The sequence below is a fragment of the Exiguobacterium sp. 17-1 genome (assembly GCF_023096305.1).
GTDB classification, from domain to species: domain Bacteria; phylum Bacillota; class Bacilli; order Exiguobacteriales; family Exiguobacteriaceae; genus Exiguobacterium_A; species Exiguobacterium_A sibiricum_A.
Map to the genome: position 1 here is coordinate 1,089,353 of NZ_JALIGJ010000001.1, position 17,288 is coordinate 1,106,640.

At 46.3% G+C, this 17,288-nt stretch carries 19 protein-coding genes and 1 tRNA gene; 15 read left to right on the forward strand and 5 right to left on the reverse strand.

The features are described 5' to 3' along the window. Positions 1-20: 20 nt before the first annotated feature. From MUN34_RS05345 to MUN34_RS05415, 15 genes are all read left to right on the forward strand, one after another. On the forward strand, positions 21-542 hold the full coding sequence (locus MUN34_RS05345; protein ID WP_026828150.1) for a TraR/DksA C4-type zinc finger protein: 522 nt from the start codon (positions 21-23) through the stop codon (positions 540-542). A gap of 207 nt (positions 543-749) precedes the next feature. Beyond that, a complete protein-coding gene (gene adh / locus MUN34_RS05350; RefSeq protein ID WP_026828151.1) occupies positions 750-2,270 on the forward strand; it encodes an aldehyde dehydrogenase in 1,521 nt (506 codons plus the stop codon). 21 nt (positions 2,271-2,291) lie between these two features. Next, entirely contained in the window at positions 2,292-2,660 is a 369-nt protein-coding gene (locus MUN34_RS05355) for a DUF779 domain-containing protein (RefSeq protein ID WP_026828152.1), read from the forward strand. Between the two features lie 166 nt (positions 2,661-2,826). Next, entirely contained in the window at positions 2,827-3,168 is a 342-nt protein-coding gene (locus MUN34_RS05360) for a thioredoxin family protein (protein WP_247857010.1), read from the forward strand. 30 nt (positions 3,169-3,198) lie between these two features. Next, positions 3,199-4,215, forward strand: a complete 1,017-nt coding sequence (locus MUN34_RS05365) for a S66 family peptidase (RefSeq protein WP_247857011.1) — start codon at positions 3,199-3,201, stop codon at positions 4,213-4,215. Positions 4,216-4,235: 20 nt separating this feature from the next. Next, positions 4,236-4,577, forward strand: a complete 342-nt coding sequence (locus tag MUN34_RS05370; RefSeq protein ID WP_026828155.1) for a hypothetical protein — start codon at positions 4,236-4,238, stop codon at positions 4,575-4,577. Positions 4,578-4,600: 23 nt separating this feature from the next. Beyond that, a complete protein-coding gene (locus tag MUN34_RS05375; RefSeq protein WP_026828156.1) occupies positions 4,601-5,545 on the forward strand; it encodes an alpha/beta hydrolase in 945 nt (314 codons plus the stop codon). A 63-nt stretch (positions 5,546-5,608) separates the two neighbouring features. Continuing rightward, positions 5,609-5,692 (forward strand) — tRNA-Leu (locus tag MUN34_RS05380). 237 nt (positions 5,693-5,929) lie between these two features. Then, a complete protein-coding gene (locus MUN34_RS05385) occupies positions 5,930-6,649 on the forward strand; it encodes a transporter substrate-binding domain-containing protein (protein ID WP_427374459.1) in 720 nt (239 codons plus the stop codon). Positions 6,650-6,685: 36 nt separating this feature from the next. After that, on the forward strand, positions 6,686-7,330 hold the full coding sequence (locus tag MUN34_RS05390) for an amino acid ABC transporter permease (protein WP_026828158.1): 645 nt from the start codon (positions 6,686-6,688) through the stop codon (positions 7,328-7,330). Then, positions 7,327-8,055, forward strand: coding sequence for an amino acid ABC transporter ATP-binding protein (locus MUN34_RS05395; RefSeq protein WP_282104283.1), 729 nt, complete (start codon positions 7,327-7,329; stop codon positions 8,053-8,055). Before MUN34_RS05390 ends, MUN34_RS05395 begins: the two co-directional genes overlap by 4 nt. 350 nt (positions 8,056-8,405) lie before the next feature. Next, positions 8,406-11,261 (forward strand): 2-oxoglutarate dehydrogenase E1 component, encoded by a 2,856-nt coding sequence (locus MUN34_RS05400; protein ID WP_247857012.1) that lies wholly within the window; start codon positions 8,406-8,408, stop codon positions 11,259-11,261. Between the two features lie 51 nt (positions 11,262-11,312). Beyond that, entirely contained in the window at positions 11,313-12,563 is a 1,251-nt protein-coding gene (gene odhB / locus MUN34_RS05405; RefSeq protein WP_247857013.1) for a 2-oxoglutarate dehydrogenase complex dihydrolipoyllysine-residue succinyltransferase, read from the forward strand. A 193-nt stretch (positions 12,564-12,756) separates the two neighbouring features. Then, on the forward strand, positions 12,757-13,650 hold the full coding sequence (locus MUN34_RS05410) for a glycerophosphodiester phosphodiesterase (RefSeq protein WP_247857014.1): 894 nt from the start codon (positions 12,757-12,759) through the stop codon (positions 13,648-13,650). Positions 13,651-13,844: 194 nt separating this feature from the next. Beyond that, positions 13,845-14,291, forward strand: a complete 447-nt coding sequence (locus MUN34_RS05415; RefSeq protein WP_026828163.1) for an RrF2 family transcriptional regulator — start codon at positions 13,845-13,847, stop codon at positions 14,289-14,291. Positions 14,292-14,338: 47 nt separating this feature from the next. Here MUN34_RS05415 and mnhG read toward each other — a convergent pair whose 3' ends face one another. The 5 genes from mnhG to MUN34_RS05440 are packed head-to-tail and all read right to left on the reverse strand — an operon-like array spanning position 14,339 to position 17,285. Then, complete coding sequence (gene mnhG, locus MUN34_RS05420; RefSeq protein ID WP_026828164.1) at positions 14,339-14,719, reverse strand: monovalent cation/H(+) antiporter subunit G; 381 nt, start codon at positions 14,717-14,719, stop codon at positions 14,339-14,341. After that, positions 14,703-14,987 carry a Na(+)/H(+) antiporter subunit F1 gene (locus tag MUN34_RS05425; protein ID WP_026832791.1) on the reverse strand — a complete coding sequence of 95 codons (285 nt, stop codon included), beginning with the start codon at positions 14,985-14,987 and terminating at the stop codon, positions 14,703-14,705. The genes mnhG and MUN34_RS05425 overlap by 17 nt, the downstream gene beginning before the upstream one ends. Further along, complete coding sequence (locus MUN34_RS05430) at positions 14,987-15,463, reverse strand: Na+/H+ antiporter subunit E (RefSeq protein WP_247857015.1); 477 nt, start codon at positions 15,461-15,463, stop codon at positions 14,987-14,989. Before MUN34_RS05430 ends, MUN34_RS05425 begins: the two co-directional genes overlap by 1 nt. Before the next feature lie 3 nt (positions 15,464-15,466). Further along, positions 15,467-16,951: a Na+/H+ antiporter subunit D gene (locus MUN34_RS05435; RefSeq protein WP_247857016.1), complete on the reverse strand. Its 1,485-nt coding sequence runs from the start codon at positions 16,949-16,951 to the stop codon at positions 15,467-15,469. Then, positions 16,944-17,285 carry a Na(+)/H(+) antiporter subunit C gene (locus MUN34_RS05440; RefSeq protein WP_014970525.1) on the reverse strand — a complete coding sequence of 114 codons (342 nt, stop codon included), beginning with the start codon at positions 17,283-17,285 and terminating at the stop codon, positions 16,944-16,946. Before MUN34_RS05440 ends, MUN34_RS05435 begins: the two co-directional genes overlap by 8 nt. Between the last annotated feature and the right edge of the window lie 3 nt (positions 17,286-17,288).

Genomic DNA, 17,288 nt, shown 5'->3' on the forward strand with positions numbered 1-17,288 from the left:
AAGAATTGGAGATGAAGGATATGTTATCAGAAAAGCAAATTGAGACATTTAAAACACGTTTGTTGAAAGAAAAAAATAAAACGGAGACGAACATCGAAAATCGTGAAGTAGATTATGATACGGGTGAACTGTCGAGCTACGATAACCACCCAGGCGACTCAGGAGACGAACTGTTTTTGCGTGAACGTGATCAAGCAATGACGGATATGCAGGAAGAAATGTTATCAGACGTCGATTTAGCGTTAAAAGCAATTGAAGATGGAACGTACGGTGTATGTAAAGTATGTGGAAAAGATATTGAAATCGAACGTCTCGACATCATTCCAGAAACGTTGTTATGCATTGAAGATGCAAAAAAAGAAGAAGAAAAGGTCGGAAACGATCCGATGTCCCGTCCGAGCGAAGAAGCGGTTCTCGATCCGTCCGTCACGGCAACCGGCAAAGATATCGACGGTGCAACCGATGGATTCAGTAAAGTCGGTGAATTCGGAAACTCGGACACACCTTCAGACAAAGAAGACGGCATTGATCCGACGCGCTAAGTCAAATCATCAACACGTCCATCCAATTCAGGATGACGTGTTTTTTACTGTAATAAATTCCAAATAAAAATATCGGAAAATTTTGACTTTTTCTAAACATTTGGTACGATAGGAACGAGAAGAGATTTCGATAGGAGTAAAATGAAAGCGGATACATGAGGTAGCTTCTCGTCGATTGACCATTTTATTTGAGGGAGGAACAATCAGATGATTTATGAGATTCCAAACACGCAAGGGTCAAAGGTACAGTACAAGGATCGTTATGAAAATTTCATTAACGGAAAGTGGACGGCACCGGTCGGAGGAGAATATTTTGAAAACGTAACACCGATTACCGGGAAAGTGCTGTGTCAAGTTGCTCGTTCCGGGAAAGAAGATATTGAATTGGCACTCGACGCGGCGCATGCGGCTAAAGACGCCTGGGGTAAGACATCGGTTGCAGAACGGTCGAACATCTTAAACAAGATTGCGAATCGAATGGAAGAGAATCTGGAGATGCTCGCTTATGCGGAAACACTCGAAAACGGTAAAGCCGTACGCGAGACGCTGAATGCCGATCTTCCGCTCGCTATTGATCATTTCCGATACTTTGCAGGTGTCATCCGGGCGCAAGAAGGATCAATCGGGGAACTCGACAACGATACGGTCGCCTATCATTTCCATGAGCCGCTTGGCGTCGTCGGTCAAATCATCCCGTGGAACTTCCCGATTCTGATGGCTGTCTGGAAACTGGCACCGGCCCTTGCGGCAGGAAACTGTGTCGTCTTGAAACCGGCAGAACAAACACCAGCGAGTATTTTGTTGCTGACAGAGCTGATTGAAGATTTATTACCTCCGGGTGTGTTGAATATCGTCAACGGTTTTGGACTCGAAGCCGGAAAACCGCTCGCCTCGAGCAAGCGGATCGCTAAAATTGCCTTCACGGGTGAGACGACGACAGGACGGCTCATCATGCAGTATGCATCTCAAAATATCATCCCGGTTACACTCGAGCTCGGCGGGAAATCACCGAATATCTTCTTTGCCGACATCATGGATGCCGATGATGCCTTTTTCGATAAAGCAATTGAAGGATTGTTGATGTTTGCCTTGAACCAAGGGGAAGTTTGTACGTGTCCTTCACGTGCCTTGATTGAAGAATCGATTTACGAGCCATTCATGGAACGTGTACTCGACCGCGTCAAAGCCATCAAACTCGGAAATCCGCTGGATGGTGACGTCATGATGGGTGCCCAGGCGTCTAGTGAACAAATGGAAAAAATCTTATCGTATCTTGAAATCGGGAAATCCGAAGGGGCAGAATGTCTGATTGGCGGCGAACGTAATCACCTTGACGGTGATTTGGCGGATGGTTATTATATCCAGCCGACAATTTTCAAAGGACACAACAAAATGCGAATTTTCCAAGAAGAGATTTTTGGTCCTGTCCTATCGGTCACGACGTTTAAAACAGAAGAAGAAGCACTGCAAATTGCAAATGACACACTGTACGGCTTAGGTGCAGGGGTCTGGACGCGTGATATGAACCGGGCATACCGTTTCGGACGGGCGATTGAAGCAGGACGGGTCTGGACAAACTGTTACCACCAGTATCCGGCACACGCAGCATTCGGCGGTTACAAAATGTCAGGAATCGGTCGTGAAAACCATAAAATGATGCTCAACCATTACCAACGGACAAAAAACCTTCTCGTTAGTTACAGCCCGGATAAACTTGGTTTCTTCTAATCGAAGAAAGGATGTGGCGACATGGTCGAACGTGTACTTGCGACCGATGCCGGCTTGGAGTTGATTGAACAGCTGAAAGCAAAACACGGACCGTTGATGTTTCATCAATCGGGTGGATGTTGCGACGGCAGCTCCCCGATGTGTTTTGCGGAAGGCGATTTATTTTTAGGCGATCAAGATTTATTGATTGGTACAATCGGTGGTTGTCCGTTTTATATTCATGAGGATCAGTATGAATATTGGAAACATACACAACTGATCATTGATGTCGTCAATGGTCGAGGCGGAATGTTTTCTTTAGAAGGTGTCGAGGGAAAACGATTTTTGACACGTTCTCGCGCTTTCACGACTGAAGAATATGCAGAACTCGCGGCATCAACCAACTCATGAATCAGTAAATAGCACCTCGCTCGAATGTTTAAGGAATCACCCTTAAACATTCGAGCTGAAGGTGTTTTTTTCTGTCGTAACAAGCCGAAAGAGAGGTCACGTTTTATTTATAGGCGGCGTCACGTTATAATTGAAAGATATTTTACAAAAAAGAGGAGGGTGAAATATGACAACCTTTCAAGAGTTGACGTCAATTGAAGACGTAAGGGACTTTTATCTTCAACAATCGGCGAGTTTCATTTATATTTCCAGTCCGGGGTGTGGCGTTTGTGCCTCGCTGTTTCCGCAAATTGAACCGATTATAGCAAATCATCCCGAATTTCGGTCTGGCCATGTCGACTTGAGTACCGTCCCGGAAATTGTCGGAGAATTTTCTGTATTTACTGCGCCTTCTTTGTTGTTTTTTGTTCAAGGAAAAGAACTACATCGGGAATCCCGGATCGTTCCAATCGAACCGTTTACCCGGAAAGTCGAACAACTCAGCCGATTGGTGGCATCGATGAACTGAAAAATCCAACATCGTCAGGAGGAAACAATCATGCGCTATCCCTTTTTAGGCTGGACCGGTCAAACAATCGGTGTGACGGCCCCGTCTTCCGGAGTACCGGAAAACTTACATGCAATGCTCGAAGAAGCAACGTTGCGTCTGCAGGATCGACAAATGGCAGTTACGGTCGGACAAACGGTTCGGACGCAACATCAGGCGGAAAGTGCTCCAGCTCAAACACGAGCGGATGAATTGAATGAGATGCTGCAAAACCCGGAAATCGATGCAATCCTTCCACCTTTTGGAGGGGAACGGGCGATTGATGTATTACCGTTTTTGGATTTCGGACGAATCCCGGTAAAATGGTTGCTTGGCTATTCGGATATTAGTACGGTCCTGTTTGCCATCACAGTCAAGACGGGCATCGCGACAGCCCATGGACCGAATTTTGTTGACATGCGTAGCGAAGAATGGGATGAAACGACGACAGCCTGGCGGCGAGTGCTGGCAACGCCTGCCGGAGGGACCGTCACACAGTGGACATCTGATCTGTATCAAACCAAATGGAACCATTCAGAACGACCGGACCGTTATATGTATCATCTCGATGCGACGACAGAGTGGAAAACACTGGATCCGACACAAAAACAAGCATCCGGGCGGTTGCTTGGCGGATGTCTTGAGACAATTCGTCATCTCGTCGGGACACCGTATGGAGACGTGGCCACGTTTCAGGTAAACCAGATGAACGAAGAACCGATTCTGTGGTACTTCGAAGTATCGGAAGCAAGTGCTACCGACGTTCACCGTTCATTGATGCAGATGTATCTCGCCGGCTGGTTCGCGCAGTCATCTGGAATCGTGTTTGGACGAACGGCAGCCGGACGGACGGTTGAGGAATATTCGATCCTAGATGTCTATGAGACGTTTAAAAGACTGTTGGACATTCCGGTGTTTTATGATCTAGATATCGGACACCAGCCGCCGCAAATGACACTCGTCAATGGAGCATCAGCAACCATCACGATTCAAGGAAAAGATTCTAGATTAGACATGACGTTTGATTAATCTAGAAGAGGAGGACAAATATGGCGAGTCGGAAGTTTCAATCGTTAGCAGCGTATAAACGGGTGCACATCAATCCGGAAACACGTCGGATGACCTTACCCGAACCATTTTATGATGCGTTACAGTTAAAAGATGAACTGATGCTGGCCCAAGTCGGTCAGGTGTTGATTATCCGCAATCCGCTAGAAATGGTAACGACGGAAACGGATTTGCTGTCGGACATCGTCGATGAAGGCTTCACGGGACAAGAATTAGTTCAGGAATTTGCTTACCGAAAGGCCCAACACGAACATCGTCTGCGGCAACAAATTTTACAAGAAGAAGATGCCGAGTCTTCGGCACAATTACAAATTGATCTATAAGAGCAGATGAGGAGTGGGAAGCAATGCGAACACGAACAAAAATCGGCTTAGGCGTAATCGGTTCAGGAATGCTCGCGGCGAGTTATTATTTTTATGAAATGGCAATTGCGACCAACCCAAAACCCTTTTTATCCAATAACCGTGATCTAAGCGACGAGATGGTCCGCCTGATGCAACCCGGTCAAACATGGATCAAAGAACAGCCGCTGGAGCTGATTGAAGTAAAGGCGCATGATGGATTAACGTTGCGCGGGCATTACTTACCGCCGCTTGTTCCATCCGACCGTGTCGTCATTTTAGTGCATGGATACGGTGGAGTCGGAACAGACTTAGCCGGATTTGCATATCTGTATCATCAAGCCGGTTTCCACGTCATGATGCCGGACAACCGCGGACATGGAAAAAGTGACGGGAATTACATTGGGTTTGGTTGGCATGACCGGGAGGATTGTCTTCGGTGGACCGAGTACCTGGTGGCCCGTCTTGGACAAGAAAGTGCGATTTTCTTACATGGTGTCTCGATGGGGGGCGCGACCGTTCTGATGACAAGTGGTGAAGTTTTACCCCCGCAAATCAAAGGAATTATCTCTGATTGTGCCTATACGTCGGTCAATGCGGTCCTTGCCTATCAAATGAAACGGATGTATCGTCTGCCACATTTTCCATTTTTGACGATGACCAGCATTTTGACGAAAATGAAAGCAGGTTATTTTTTTAGTGAAGCTTCTGCACTCAAACAAGTGAAGCGGGCGACAGTTCCGATTCTGTTTTTACACGGCGGTGCGGATACGTTCGTTCCAACTTCGATGGTCTATGAATTGTATCAAGCCTGCCCGACAGAAAAAGAATTGGTCGTCATTCCGAATGCCGCCCATGCGATGGCGTATTTCGAAGATCCGGACACATATGATGCGGTCGTCGAAAAATTTGTCCGGCGGATTTTAGGCGAACCGATGGAACGCGTGTAAAAAAAATGCATGAAACCGTTGACATGAAAACCGCTATTTAGTATTCTAATAACATAAATAGAAGTCGTCGTGGCGGAACTGGTAGACGCGCTAGACTCAGAATCTAGTGGTGGCAACACCGTGGAGGTTCAAGTCCTCTCGGCGGCATTTGTAAGTGAAAATAGGAGTACTCTTCGCTAGAAGGGTGCTCTTATTTTTTTGTGAAAAAAACTTTTGATTCATGACCTTAACAAGTTTGTTCGTAAAATTTGAATTTTTCTGATAAAATATGTGTTAAGGAAAAGATTTTAAGGAAATTACAAGGGAGAAGGCATTTGTCTTCAAGAGAGGAGTAACAACATGAAAAAGCATTTATCGGTTTTATTTTTACTGCTCAGCTGTTTAATGGTATTGAGTGCGTGCAGTATCGGATCACAAGATGAGGTCTCGAAGGACAAGACGTACAAGGTCGGAATCGATGTCACGTATCCACCGTTTGAATATAAAGACGGGGACACATACAAGGGAATCGATATCGATCTCATCAAAGCCATTGCAAAGGATCAAGGGTTTAAAATCAAGTTTGAAGCAATGGACTTCAGCGGAATCATTCCAGCTCTTCAAGCGAACCAGTTGGATGTTGCAATTGCCGGTATGAGTATCACACCGGAACGGAAAAAAGTCGTGACGTTCTCAGATCCTTACTTCAAAGCCGGATTGATTTTAGTCGTCAAAGATGACAACAATAAAATTAAATCGGTCGATGATTTGAAAGGACAGAAAGTAGCTGTCAAAAAGGGAACGACAGGTGCAAAATATGCGACGGACAATGCAGATAAACTCGGTATCACAGTTACGCAATTCAATGACAGTCCAGCGATGTTCCAAGAAGTCAAAAACGGAAATGCTGCGGCATTGATTGAAGATTATCCGGTCATCTCGTATGCGAACAAACAACAAAATCTTGGTCTGAAGCTCGTCGGAGACCGTTTGAATGGTGATAATTACGGAATCGCCGTCTTAAAAGGTGAAAACGAAGAGCTGATGAAAAAAATCAACAAAGGATTGGCTAACCTGAAAGAAAGCGGCGAGTACGATAAGATCGTCGATACGTATTTGAAATAAGCCATTTGAACGAATGACAAGGGAGTTGAGTCACTGATGGAAGTCGCAAAAACGGCGTTTCCGTTTTTCCTCGAAGGGTTACAGATTACCCTTTATATCTTTATCATCGCGGTCATCGTCGGATTTTTAATCGGCTTGATCGTCGCATTGATGCGTTTATCACCACTAAAGATTTTAAACGGTATTGCCATCGTCTACATTGATGTTATTCGGGGAACCCCGTTTATTGTCCAATTGTTCTTTATTTATTTTGGACTCAATTCACTCGAGTGGTTGTCCATGGACCGGATGTATGCCGGAATTCTGACCGTTGCGATCAACGCCGGAGCCTATTTCGCTGAAATTATCCGGGCAGGGATTCAATCGATTGATAAAGGTCAAACCGAAGCTTCGCGATCACTCGGGATGACGGGACGTCAAACAATGACGCAAATCATTTTGCCGCAAGCATTCCGCCGAATGTTGCCAACGATTACAAATCAATCGATCATCAGCTTAAAAGATACATCGTTACTCTCGATCATCGGGATTGCGGATTTGACGCAACAGGGACAAGTGCAACAGGCGACGACGTTTGAGCCGTTCATCGTTTGGACGGTTGTCGGTCTGATGTACTTCGTCGTCATCTATCTCCTTTCATTGTTAGGGAAATTCTTGGAACGGAGGTTTACACTGCGATGAGTATCATTGAAGTTAAACAATTGAAAAAGTCATTTGGTTCAAACGAAGTGTTAAAGGATATTTCGGTTGAGATTCAAGAAAAAGAAGTGGTATGTGTCATCGGTCCTTCAGGATCCGGGAAAAGTACATTTCTCCGCTGTTTAAACCGACTCGAAGATATTACAGGAGGGACCGTGATCGTCGATACACACGACATCACGGATCCGAAAGTCGATATCAATAAAGTACGGGAAGAAGTCGGGATGGTGTTTCAGCACTTCAACTTGTTTCCGCATAAGACGGTGCTCGAGAACGTGACGCTTGCACCGATGAAGGTCCGGAAAACAGATAAAAATCAAGCAAAACAGCGGGCTTTTGAATTGCTGGATAAAGTCGGATTGCGCGAAAAAGCGGACAATTATCCGGGTGAACTGTCCGGTGGTCAAAAACAACGGGTCGCCATTGCCCGTGCTCTTGCCATGAATCCAAAAATTATGTTGTTCGACGAGCCGACCTCTGCGCTTGATCCAGAGATGGTCGGAGATGTTCTTGCCGTCATGAAGCAATTGGCACTTGAAGGAATGACGATGATTGTCGTCACGCACGAGATGGGATTTGCCCGTGAAGTTGGTGACCGGGTACTTTTCATGGACGGTGGTTTCATCGTCGAAGAAAACATCCCGAGTTTATTGTTTGATGCTCCACAACACGAACGGACCCAGTCTTTTTTAAGTAAAGTCCTGTAATTTATGAAATCGAGCAGGAATGACCTTCAGGGAGGTCATTCCTGCTCTTTTTTAATGAAAACATCAGTTTTCGCCTAGAGATGTTTCAATCATAAAGAACACAGGGTACAGTCATAAGAAAAACTTATACATTTATGACTGAGAAATTGGGAATTCGAAACGCACTAACCTAAAAGAAGTAGTAATATAATAACTAAGGCAAACACTTTTGACATACAGGCCTTCGTTAAGAGTTGTGTTCGCACTGGAAGGAACATGACAATTACCGAATTTTTATGTCATACGATTTGAAAGCGCTAACAGGTAGAGAGCTGGAAAAGTACAGATTTTTTGTACAAAGGGTGAAATGAATGAAACGGGGGGAACCGTACATGGCAAGCCGGGAACAGGAAACATTTTATGGACCAAACCTTGGATACATCATTGAATTGTATGAACGCTTTTTAGAAGATGCTTCTTCTGTTGATGAAGAAACACGGGCCTATTTCGAACAAAATGGTGCTCCGGTCGCAGAATCAGTGACTCAGCAACCGATCGAAACGGGAGATTTCGAAAAGTATTTGTCAGCGAGTCGCTTAGCGGATCAAATTCGAGCGAAAGGTCACCTTGCGGCTGACATCTATCCGCTGAAAGATCATCCGCGGGAAACGGAATTGCTCGAACTTCGTCAGTTCGGATTGACAGAAGCCGATTTACGCGGCATGCCGGTCACGCTCGTTTGTCCGGAGCCACCGGGACATCTGTCGGATGCCTACGAAGGGATCGAGCATTTAAAAGCCCAGTACACAGGGGCTGCGGCTGTTGAATTCCAACATGTCGACGATTTGGAAGAAAAGAAATGGTTACGCCAAAAAATTGAACAAGGTGCGTTGACGGCACGTTTATCAATTGAACAAAAAAAGCAGCTCTTTAAAAGATTAGCTGAGACGGAATTATTTGAAAAATATCTCCATAAGACGTATGTCGGACAGAAACGGTTCTCGATTGAAGGACTCGATGCGATGGTCCCATTGCTCGATACAATCGTTGGACATCTGATTGCGAATGGGTCGGAAACGATTAACATCGGAATGGCGCATCGGGGACGATTAAATGTCTTAGCGCACGTTTTAGGCAAACCGTATGAAATGATTTTTGCAGAATTCCAACACGCGCCAAACCATGACTTGGTTCCTTCGGAAGGTTCGATCGGGATCACATATGGTTGGACAGGGGACGTGAAATATCATTTAGGGTTGAACCGGAAAATGGAGCAACAATCGAGTAACGTCCGGATGACGCTTGCCAACAACCCGTCTCACCTCGAGTTCGTCGATCCTGTCGTTGAAGGATTCACACGGGCAGCGCAAGATGACCGTTCGCAAAAAGGGGCACCGCTTCAGGAACAGGGAAAAGCCGCTGCCATCCTCATTCATGGAGATGCCGCCTTCCCGGGGCAAGGAATCGTCGCTGAAACGTTGAACCTGACGAATTTGAAAGGATATAACACAGGCGGAACGATTCATATCATTGCCAATAATACGATCGGCTTTACGACGGAACCGACGGATTCCCGGTCGACCCGTTATTCAAGTGATTTGGCGAAAGGGTATGAAATTCCGATTTTCCACGTCAATGCAGATGAGCCGGAAAGTTGTTTAGCCGTAGCATTGCTTGCCAGCGAATACCGGGCGACATTCAACAAAGACGTCTTGATTGATTTGATCGGATACCGTCGTTTCGGACATAACGAGATGGACGAGCCGATGAATACCAACCCTGTACTCTATGATTTAATCCATAAGCATGATTCAGCACGTGTCTTATATGCGAAACAACTGGTTGAACAAGGGGATGTCTCAAAAGAAGATGTCACGACAATTGAAACGGACATCAATGACATGATGAAAGCGGCTCGTGAGAAGGTCCCGAATGTCGAAAAAGAGTACGGTGGAGTCATGCCGGATGTCGTCTTCAAGGGCGTTCCTCACGTCGAAACCGGTGTCGCAGTTGAAAAATTGACGGCTTACAACGAACAGTTGCTCGAATGGCCAAGCGGATTCAGTGTTTTCCATAAACTTGAAAAAGTGTTGAAACGCCGGACCGATGCGTTGACGACGAAAAACGGCATCGACTGGGGTCATGCGGAAACATTGGCATTTGCTTCGATTCTTTCCGATGGCACGCCGATTCGACTCAGTGGTCAAGATTCGGAGCGGGGGACGTTTGCACAGCGAAACATCAATCTGAATGATGTGAAGACAGGCAAATCGTTTTCACCGATGCACAGCTTGACTTCAGCAACAGCATCGTTTGCCGTTTACAACAGTCCGTTATCAGAAGCGGGTGTTCTCGGATTCGAATACGGCTATAACGTCTTTGCACCGGAAACACTTGTTTTATGGGAAGCGCAGTACGGTGACTTTGCGAATTCCGGTCAAGTCATCTTTGATCAGTTCATCTCGGCAAGCCGTGCCAAATGGGGACAGACATCTGGACTTGTCATGCTGTTACCGCATGGTTATGAAGGACAAGGACCGGAGCATTCCAGTGCCCGTCTCGAACGTTTCTTGACACTGTCAGGTGAGAAGAACTGGACGGTTGCTAATGTCTCAAGTGCAGCCCAGTATTTCCATCTGCTTCGCCGTCAAGCCGCGATTCTTGGAAAAGAAGAAGTACGTCCGCTTGTCGTCATGACGCCGAAAAGCTTACTCCGTCATCCACTCGCAACCTCTGATTTATCCGAACTGACAGACGGTTCATTCAAACGAATCGTCGAACAAAACGGACTGGGACAATCACCGGAACAAGTTGAACGGATCGTCTTCTGTAGCGGTAAGGTCGCGATTGACTTAGCAGAAGCTGTCTCGAAATCAGACGATGATTTCAACTGGTTACACATCGTCCGGATTGAAGAAATCTATCCGTTCCCGGCTAAGCAGTTAAATGCTTTGCTCGAACGTTATCCGAACGTCAGTGAATTTGTCTGGGTTCAGGAAGAACCGAAAAACATGGGCGCTTGGACATACATCGAACCACGTCTTGAATCGGTTGCCATCAATGGGATTACAACTGTTCGTTACATCGGTCGTCGTCGACGTTCGAGTACGGCGGAAGGTGATCCGACTGGCCACAAAGTCGAACAAGCGCGGATTCTAACAGAAGCCTTGACACGAACGACAGTCGATCAACCAAGCACGTCGGCTACTTCCGAAACAAATGTCTAATCTAAAATCAAGTGGGGTCAAACACGAAAAGTCTTAGGGGGACGAATTAACATGGAAATCAAAGTGCCAGAACTTGCAGAATCGATTACAGAAGGTACAGTCGCATCATGGTTAAAACAACCAGGCGATCAGGTAGAAAAAGGGGATGCCATCGTCGAACTGGAGACAGATAAAGTCAACATCGAAGTACCGTCAGACGAAGCCGGAATCCTGTCTGAAGTAATGGCTGCTGAAGGTGATACAGTCCGCGTCGGAGAAACGATTGCGATCATTACAGCAGGTGGAGAAGTGACACAACCGACAGAAGCAGCTCCGGCACCTGAACAGAAAGAAGCACCTGTTGCACAAGAACCGAAAAAGGAACAACCGGCAGCCGTCGCAGCAACAGAAGCTACGTCACGCGCCGATCGTCCAATCGCTTCACCTGCTGCCCGGAAAATGGCACGTGAAAAAGGAATTGATTTAGCACAGGTGGCGACACAAGATCCACTCGGTCGCATTCGCGTGCAGGACGTCGCGACATTTGAAGTCGCACCACGCGAACAGGCAAAAGCACCACAAGCTCCGGCACCGAAAACAGCACCGCCTGCTGCTCCGGGGAAACCGGAAGAACGGATTAAAATGTCGCGTCGCCGTAAAACGATTGCGAACCGTTTAGTGGAAGTGCAACAAACAGCAGCCATGTTAACGACGTTCAATGAAATTGATATGTCTGCCGTTATGTCGTTAAGGAAACGCCGTCAAGAAAAATTCGTTAAGGACAATGAAGTTAAACTCGGTTTCATGTCGTTCTTCACGAAGGCAGCTGTCGCCGCTTTGAAAAAGATGCCATATTTGAATGCCGAAATTCAAGGGGACGAAATCGTCCTTAAGAAATTCTACGATATCGGAATTGCGGTTTCCGCACCAGACGGTCTGGTTGTACCTGTCGTTCGTGACGCCGATAAAAAGAATTTTGGTGAAATCGAAAAAGACATCATCAATCTTGCGGTCAAAGCGCGGGATAATAAACTCGGACTATCTGATTTGACAGGTGGAACATTTACGATTACAAACGGCGGAACGTTTGGTTCATTGATGTCGACACCGATCCTGAACGGACCACAGGTCGCGATTCTCGGGATGCATGCAATCAACCTTCGTCCCGTTGCGATTGATGCAGAACGGATGGCCAATCGTCCGATGATGTATGTCGCGCTTTCATATGATCACCGGATCGTTGACGGGAAAGAAGCCGTGACGTTCTTGAAGCACATCAAAGATTTGCTCGAAGATCCTGAATCATTGATTTTTGAAGCATAAGTCGATTTGATAAAGAGGCGTTCTTCCTACGACAGGGAGAACGCCTCTTTTCGTCTCTTCAGATAAGCTGGTGATTCGTTTGATTACAAGTCTGTCATCGATTCTAAAAACTTCTTCACCTCAACTATATGTTTCCTTCACAGTCGTCACGTAAGATTCAGTCTGTAAGTTACTTTTAAGGGGGAAATACAACATGATGAAACAGATTGGCGTTACCGTACTTACAGGAGCAATAGCCGCAACTAGTTTCGGGAGTATCGACGCTTCGGCACATGCAAAACATGATCTACTCGACCCAAATCGTGTCGTTAACATTGCCCACCGAGGTGCTTCCGGGTATGCACCGGAACATACGATGACAGCGTATCAACTGAGCCATAAAAAATTAAAAGCCGACTACATCGAAATCGATTTGCAGATGACGAAGGACGGTCAATTGATTGCGATGCACGATGAGACGGTCGATCGGACGACAAACGGAACAGGTGCCGTCAAAGACAAGACATTAGCTGAAATCAAACGCCTCGATGCGGGGAGCTGGTTCAATACAGCGAATCCTGATTATGCGAAGGCTGAATATAAGGGACTCCAAGTTCCGACGCTCGATGAAATTTTTGATAAATATGGCAAACATGCGAACTATTATATTGAAACAAAATCACCTGAAGTTTACCCGGGAATGGAAGAAAAACTACTGAAAACATTAAAAGATCATGGTTTATCCAGCGACCGTGTTAAACCGGGACAAGTCATGATTCAATCGTTCAGTCAAGCAAGTCTATTAAAAGTTAAAGCACTTGATGAAGGTTTTCCACTCGTCCAGCTGATGGAAGCACCAACAGTACAATCAATCACGCCTAAGGCACTTGACGAAATTCAGACATATGCAGTCGGAATCGGTCCCTCATTTAAAGGACTGACGCGCGAAAATACGGCAATGATTCGGGAACGTGGTCTGTTGCTTCACCCCTACACGGTGAACGAGAAAGTCGACATGGAACGGATGCTCGATTATGGAGTGACGGGAGTTTTTACGAACTATGCGGATCGTTTCAACGAAGTATTACATGACATGAAAAAGAAATGAATCGTTTAAAAGTCAGTTTCCTATTCAGGAAATTGGCTTTTTTTGTTTAAACGACATCTAAATCCATCTCCGTTACGTATACTGATAAAAGTACATCCTTTATTTTCGATTAATATCGAACATGATACGATGAAACAGCAGTGTGAAATGGGATTTACAACTGGTTCCATGAACAGGGAATGGAGAGGAAAGAAATGCGAATCACTCAATATACAGACTATGGACTCCGAGTTCTGATTTATTTAGGTCTTCACCGGGAAGAAGTGACACCGATGCCGGCCATTGCCAATCATTACGGTATATCTTCCAATCATTTGATGAAAGTCACGCAACAATTGACGAAGCTTGGTTACGTGGAGTCGACACGTGGACGGACAGGTGGACTCCGGTTGATTCGTGATCCGGAAGAAATCAATATCGGAAAAGTCGTTCGTGAGATGGAGCCGATGGATATCGTCGAATGTTTTTCGGCAGACGGTCATTGTGTCATCGAACCGCAATGTCATCTTAAAGGGATTCTCGGTCGTGCCTTACGCGCATTCATCCGCGAATTAGAACAACATACATTAGCCGAATTACTGAAAAACCCATATGAAATGAATTTGTTATTTGCAAAAACGGATGCGAACCCTTCACGTTAAGTGAACGGTAGCATCCGTTTTTTAATCGACTAACTGGATAAGTGATCTTATTTTAATTTTGGGGTGGGTCGCTTTTTAGGAGCAACGTGTTCCGGGTTTTTGGCAAGGTCATCTTGAACGGATCCTTTCCATAGCGGAACATCGCTGTAATATGCGGCACGGGCAATTAAATGTCCGCCGATTGGTGCCGTAATCAGAACGAACAGGATTCCGAGCAGGACGCGGGAGGAGAAAACTCCATCTTCTACGACGAAATAGATGATGACACCGATGAGAATACTCATGACACCGAGTGTCGCGCTCTTAGAAGCAGCATGGGCACGCGTATAGAGGTCAGGTAAGCGGATAAGGCCAAGTGCCGTCACAAGGCTGAAGAACGCCCCGATCAATGCAAAGGCGGCTACGAAAATATCACTGATTGCGGTCACGTTCGATGATCTCTCCTTTCTCAATGAATTTAGAGAAGGCGACGGTTCCGATGAAGGCTAAAATTCCAATCAATAAAATGACTTCAAGATAGTCACTTGTCCGAAGGATGATGGATACGAGACCAACAACGGAAATCAAGCTGATACCAATCGAGTCGAGAGCGATGACCCGGTCGGCAACGGATGGTCCTTTGATGACGCGATAAAATAAACCGAGCATGGACAGAAAGACGCCTCCTAAAGCGATGAATAATAACGTCTCTAACATCAGCGGCTCACCTCCAAGATGGCTTTCTCAAAACTGTTTCGGATCGAGGCGACGGCATCCTCCGCCTCCGGCATGTGCAAGGCATGAATGTACAACGTCTTGTTATCATCCGAAATATCGACGACCAATGTGCCCGGTGTCAAGGTAATCAGCATCGACAGCAATGTGATTTGCCAATTGTGTTCAAGTTCTGTTTCATAGGCAAAGATACCGGGCTTAATGTCGAGGCGCGGTTTCAGGATGATGGACAGCACCTGAAGGTTCGCAACAACCAGTTCATATAAAAAGCGAATGAACAGTCGAATCAAGGCGATGAACGGTCCAAGATAAAACCGGCTGCTGAAACCCCGCCGCATCGCAAACATCGCAATCAAACCTAATAAATAGCCGATGATAAACGATGACGTCGAGAAGGAGTTAGCAAGAAACATCCAGAGGAACGCAAGCAAAATGTTGAGTAATAACTGAAATGGCATGGATTAATCCTCCTTCAGTACAGCTTGAATATAGATTGAGGGATCGACAAGTGGGTCGACCGCTTGCGCGATGAACGGTCGGACCGCTTCCGTCCCGACACCGTACAAAACGGTCATCGCAACCAACACGAGCGCCGGTGCAAGCAATTGTTTCATCAGGTGACGTTTCGGACCACTGTAGGTTTTCGGTGTTCCCCAAAATCCGCGGATGAAAATCTGCATCACGGAATAGAGCACGAGCAGGCTTGAAATCAAGACGATGAACGGACCGACTAAATCCCCGGCTTCAAAACCGCCCCGGACGATAAGAAGTTTTCCGATGAAACCGCTGAGTGGGGGAATTCCGGCGAGTGACAACGCAGCGATGAAATACGTCCATCCGAGTAAGGGATAGTCTTTGATCATTCCGCCCATGTCTTTTAGGCGACTTGATCCGGCAATACCGATCATGACGCCGATCAACAAGAACAAGGCAGCCTTGATCAACATGTCATGGATCAGGTAGAATACCGCTCCTTCAAGTGACTGACGGGTCATGACGGAAACACCGTATAAAATGACACCGACCGCGACGATGATGTTGTAGATTAAGATCTGTTTCACGTCGCGTGTCGCAAGTGCACCGATGACACCGATGACGATGGTTGCCAGTGCAAGCCAACCGAGAATTTGATGCGTGAACTCTTGCTGATGCGAGAAGAACAGGCTGTATGTCCGTAAGATCCCGTAGACGCCGACTTTCGTCAGTAATGCACCAAACAGCGCGAGAACGGGTGTCGGAGGCACTTGGTACGAGCCGGGAAGCCAGAAGTACAACGGGAAGATGGCTCCCTTTAGTCCAAAGACAATTAAAAAGAGAACCGCGATGACACTGAGAATACCGGGCTGGTTGATGTCTGTGATTTTTTGTGAAATATCGGCCATGCTCAGAGAACCGATAATCCCGTATAAAAAGGCGACGGTCATGACGAACAAGGCGGATGAAATGACGTTAATCAGCAAATATTTCAGTGACTCCCGCAATTGAGCCGGTTTTCCGCCAAGGACGATCAGGACGTAAGAAGAAATCAGAAACACTTCAAAAAAGACGAACATGTTGAAAATATCACCTGTCGTGAAGGCACCATTCACACCGACGAGTAAAAACTGGACGGCAATGTAATAGTAAAACCGTTGATGCAGATCCGACAAATAATAGATCGAATACCAGACGACAAAAAAGACAAGTAAGCTGGTCGTCAGGACAAGCAGGGCCGATAACATATCCGATACGAGAGTGATACCGAACGGAGCCGGCCAACTGCCGAGTGTGACGGTCAGAATGCCGTCTTGGCGGACACGGTAAACGAGATAAACTGCTGCAACGATGGTCAAAAAGGTCGAAATGAGCGAAAAGGTCCGTTGCAGACGGAGCCGATTCGGAAACAGCATCAAGATGACGCCGGTAATCAGCGGAATTAAAAGCGGTAGTAACGGTAAATTAATCATGCGTATCGGTTCCTTTCATTTCCTCCAGATTATCTGTTCCTAGTTCCTGATAAGCCCGATAAGCAAGTACGAGGAAAAATGCGGTCACCCCAAAGCTGATGACGATGGCCGTCAAGACGAGTGCTTGCGGTAGTGGGTCCGTATACTGGGTGACACCGTCTTTGATGACGGGAGCGGCACCTGTCTTCAGACCGCCCATCGTCATGACGAGCAAATGAGCGGCGTGACTGAGTAGGCCGGTTCCAATGATGATCCGTAAGATACTTTTTGAAAGAATGAGATAAACGGCACACATCGTCAGGATGCCTGCTGCAATCGCCATGATGATTTCCATGCG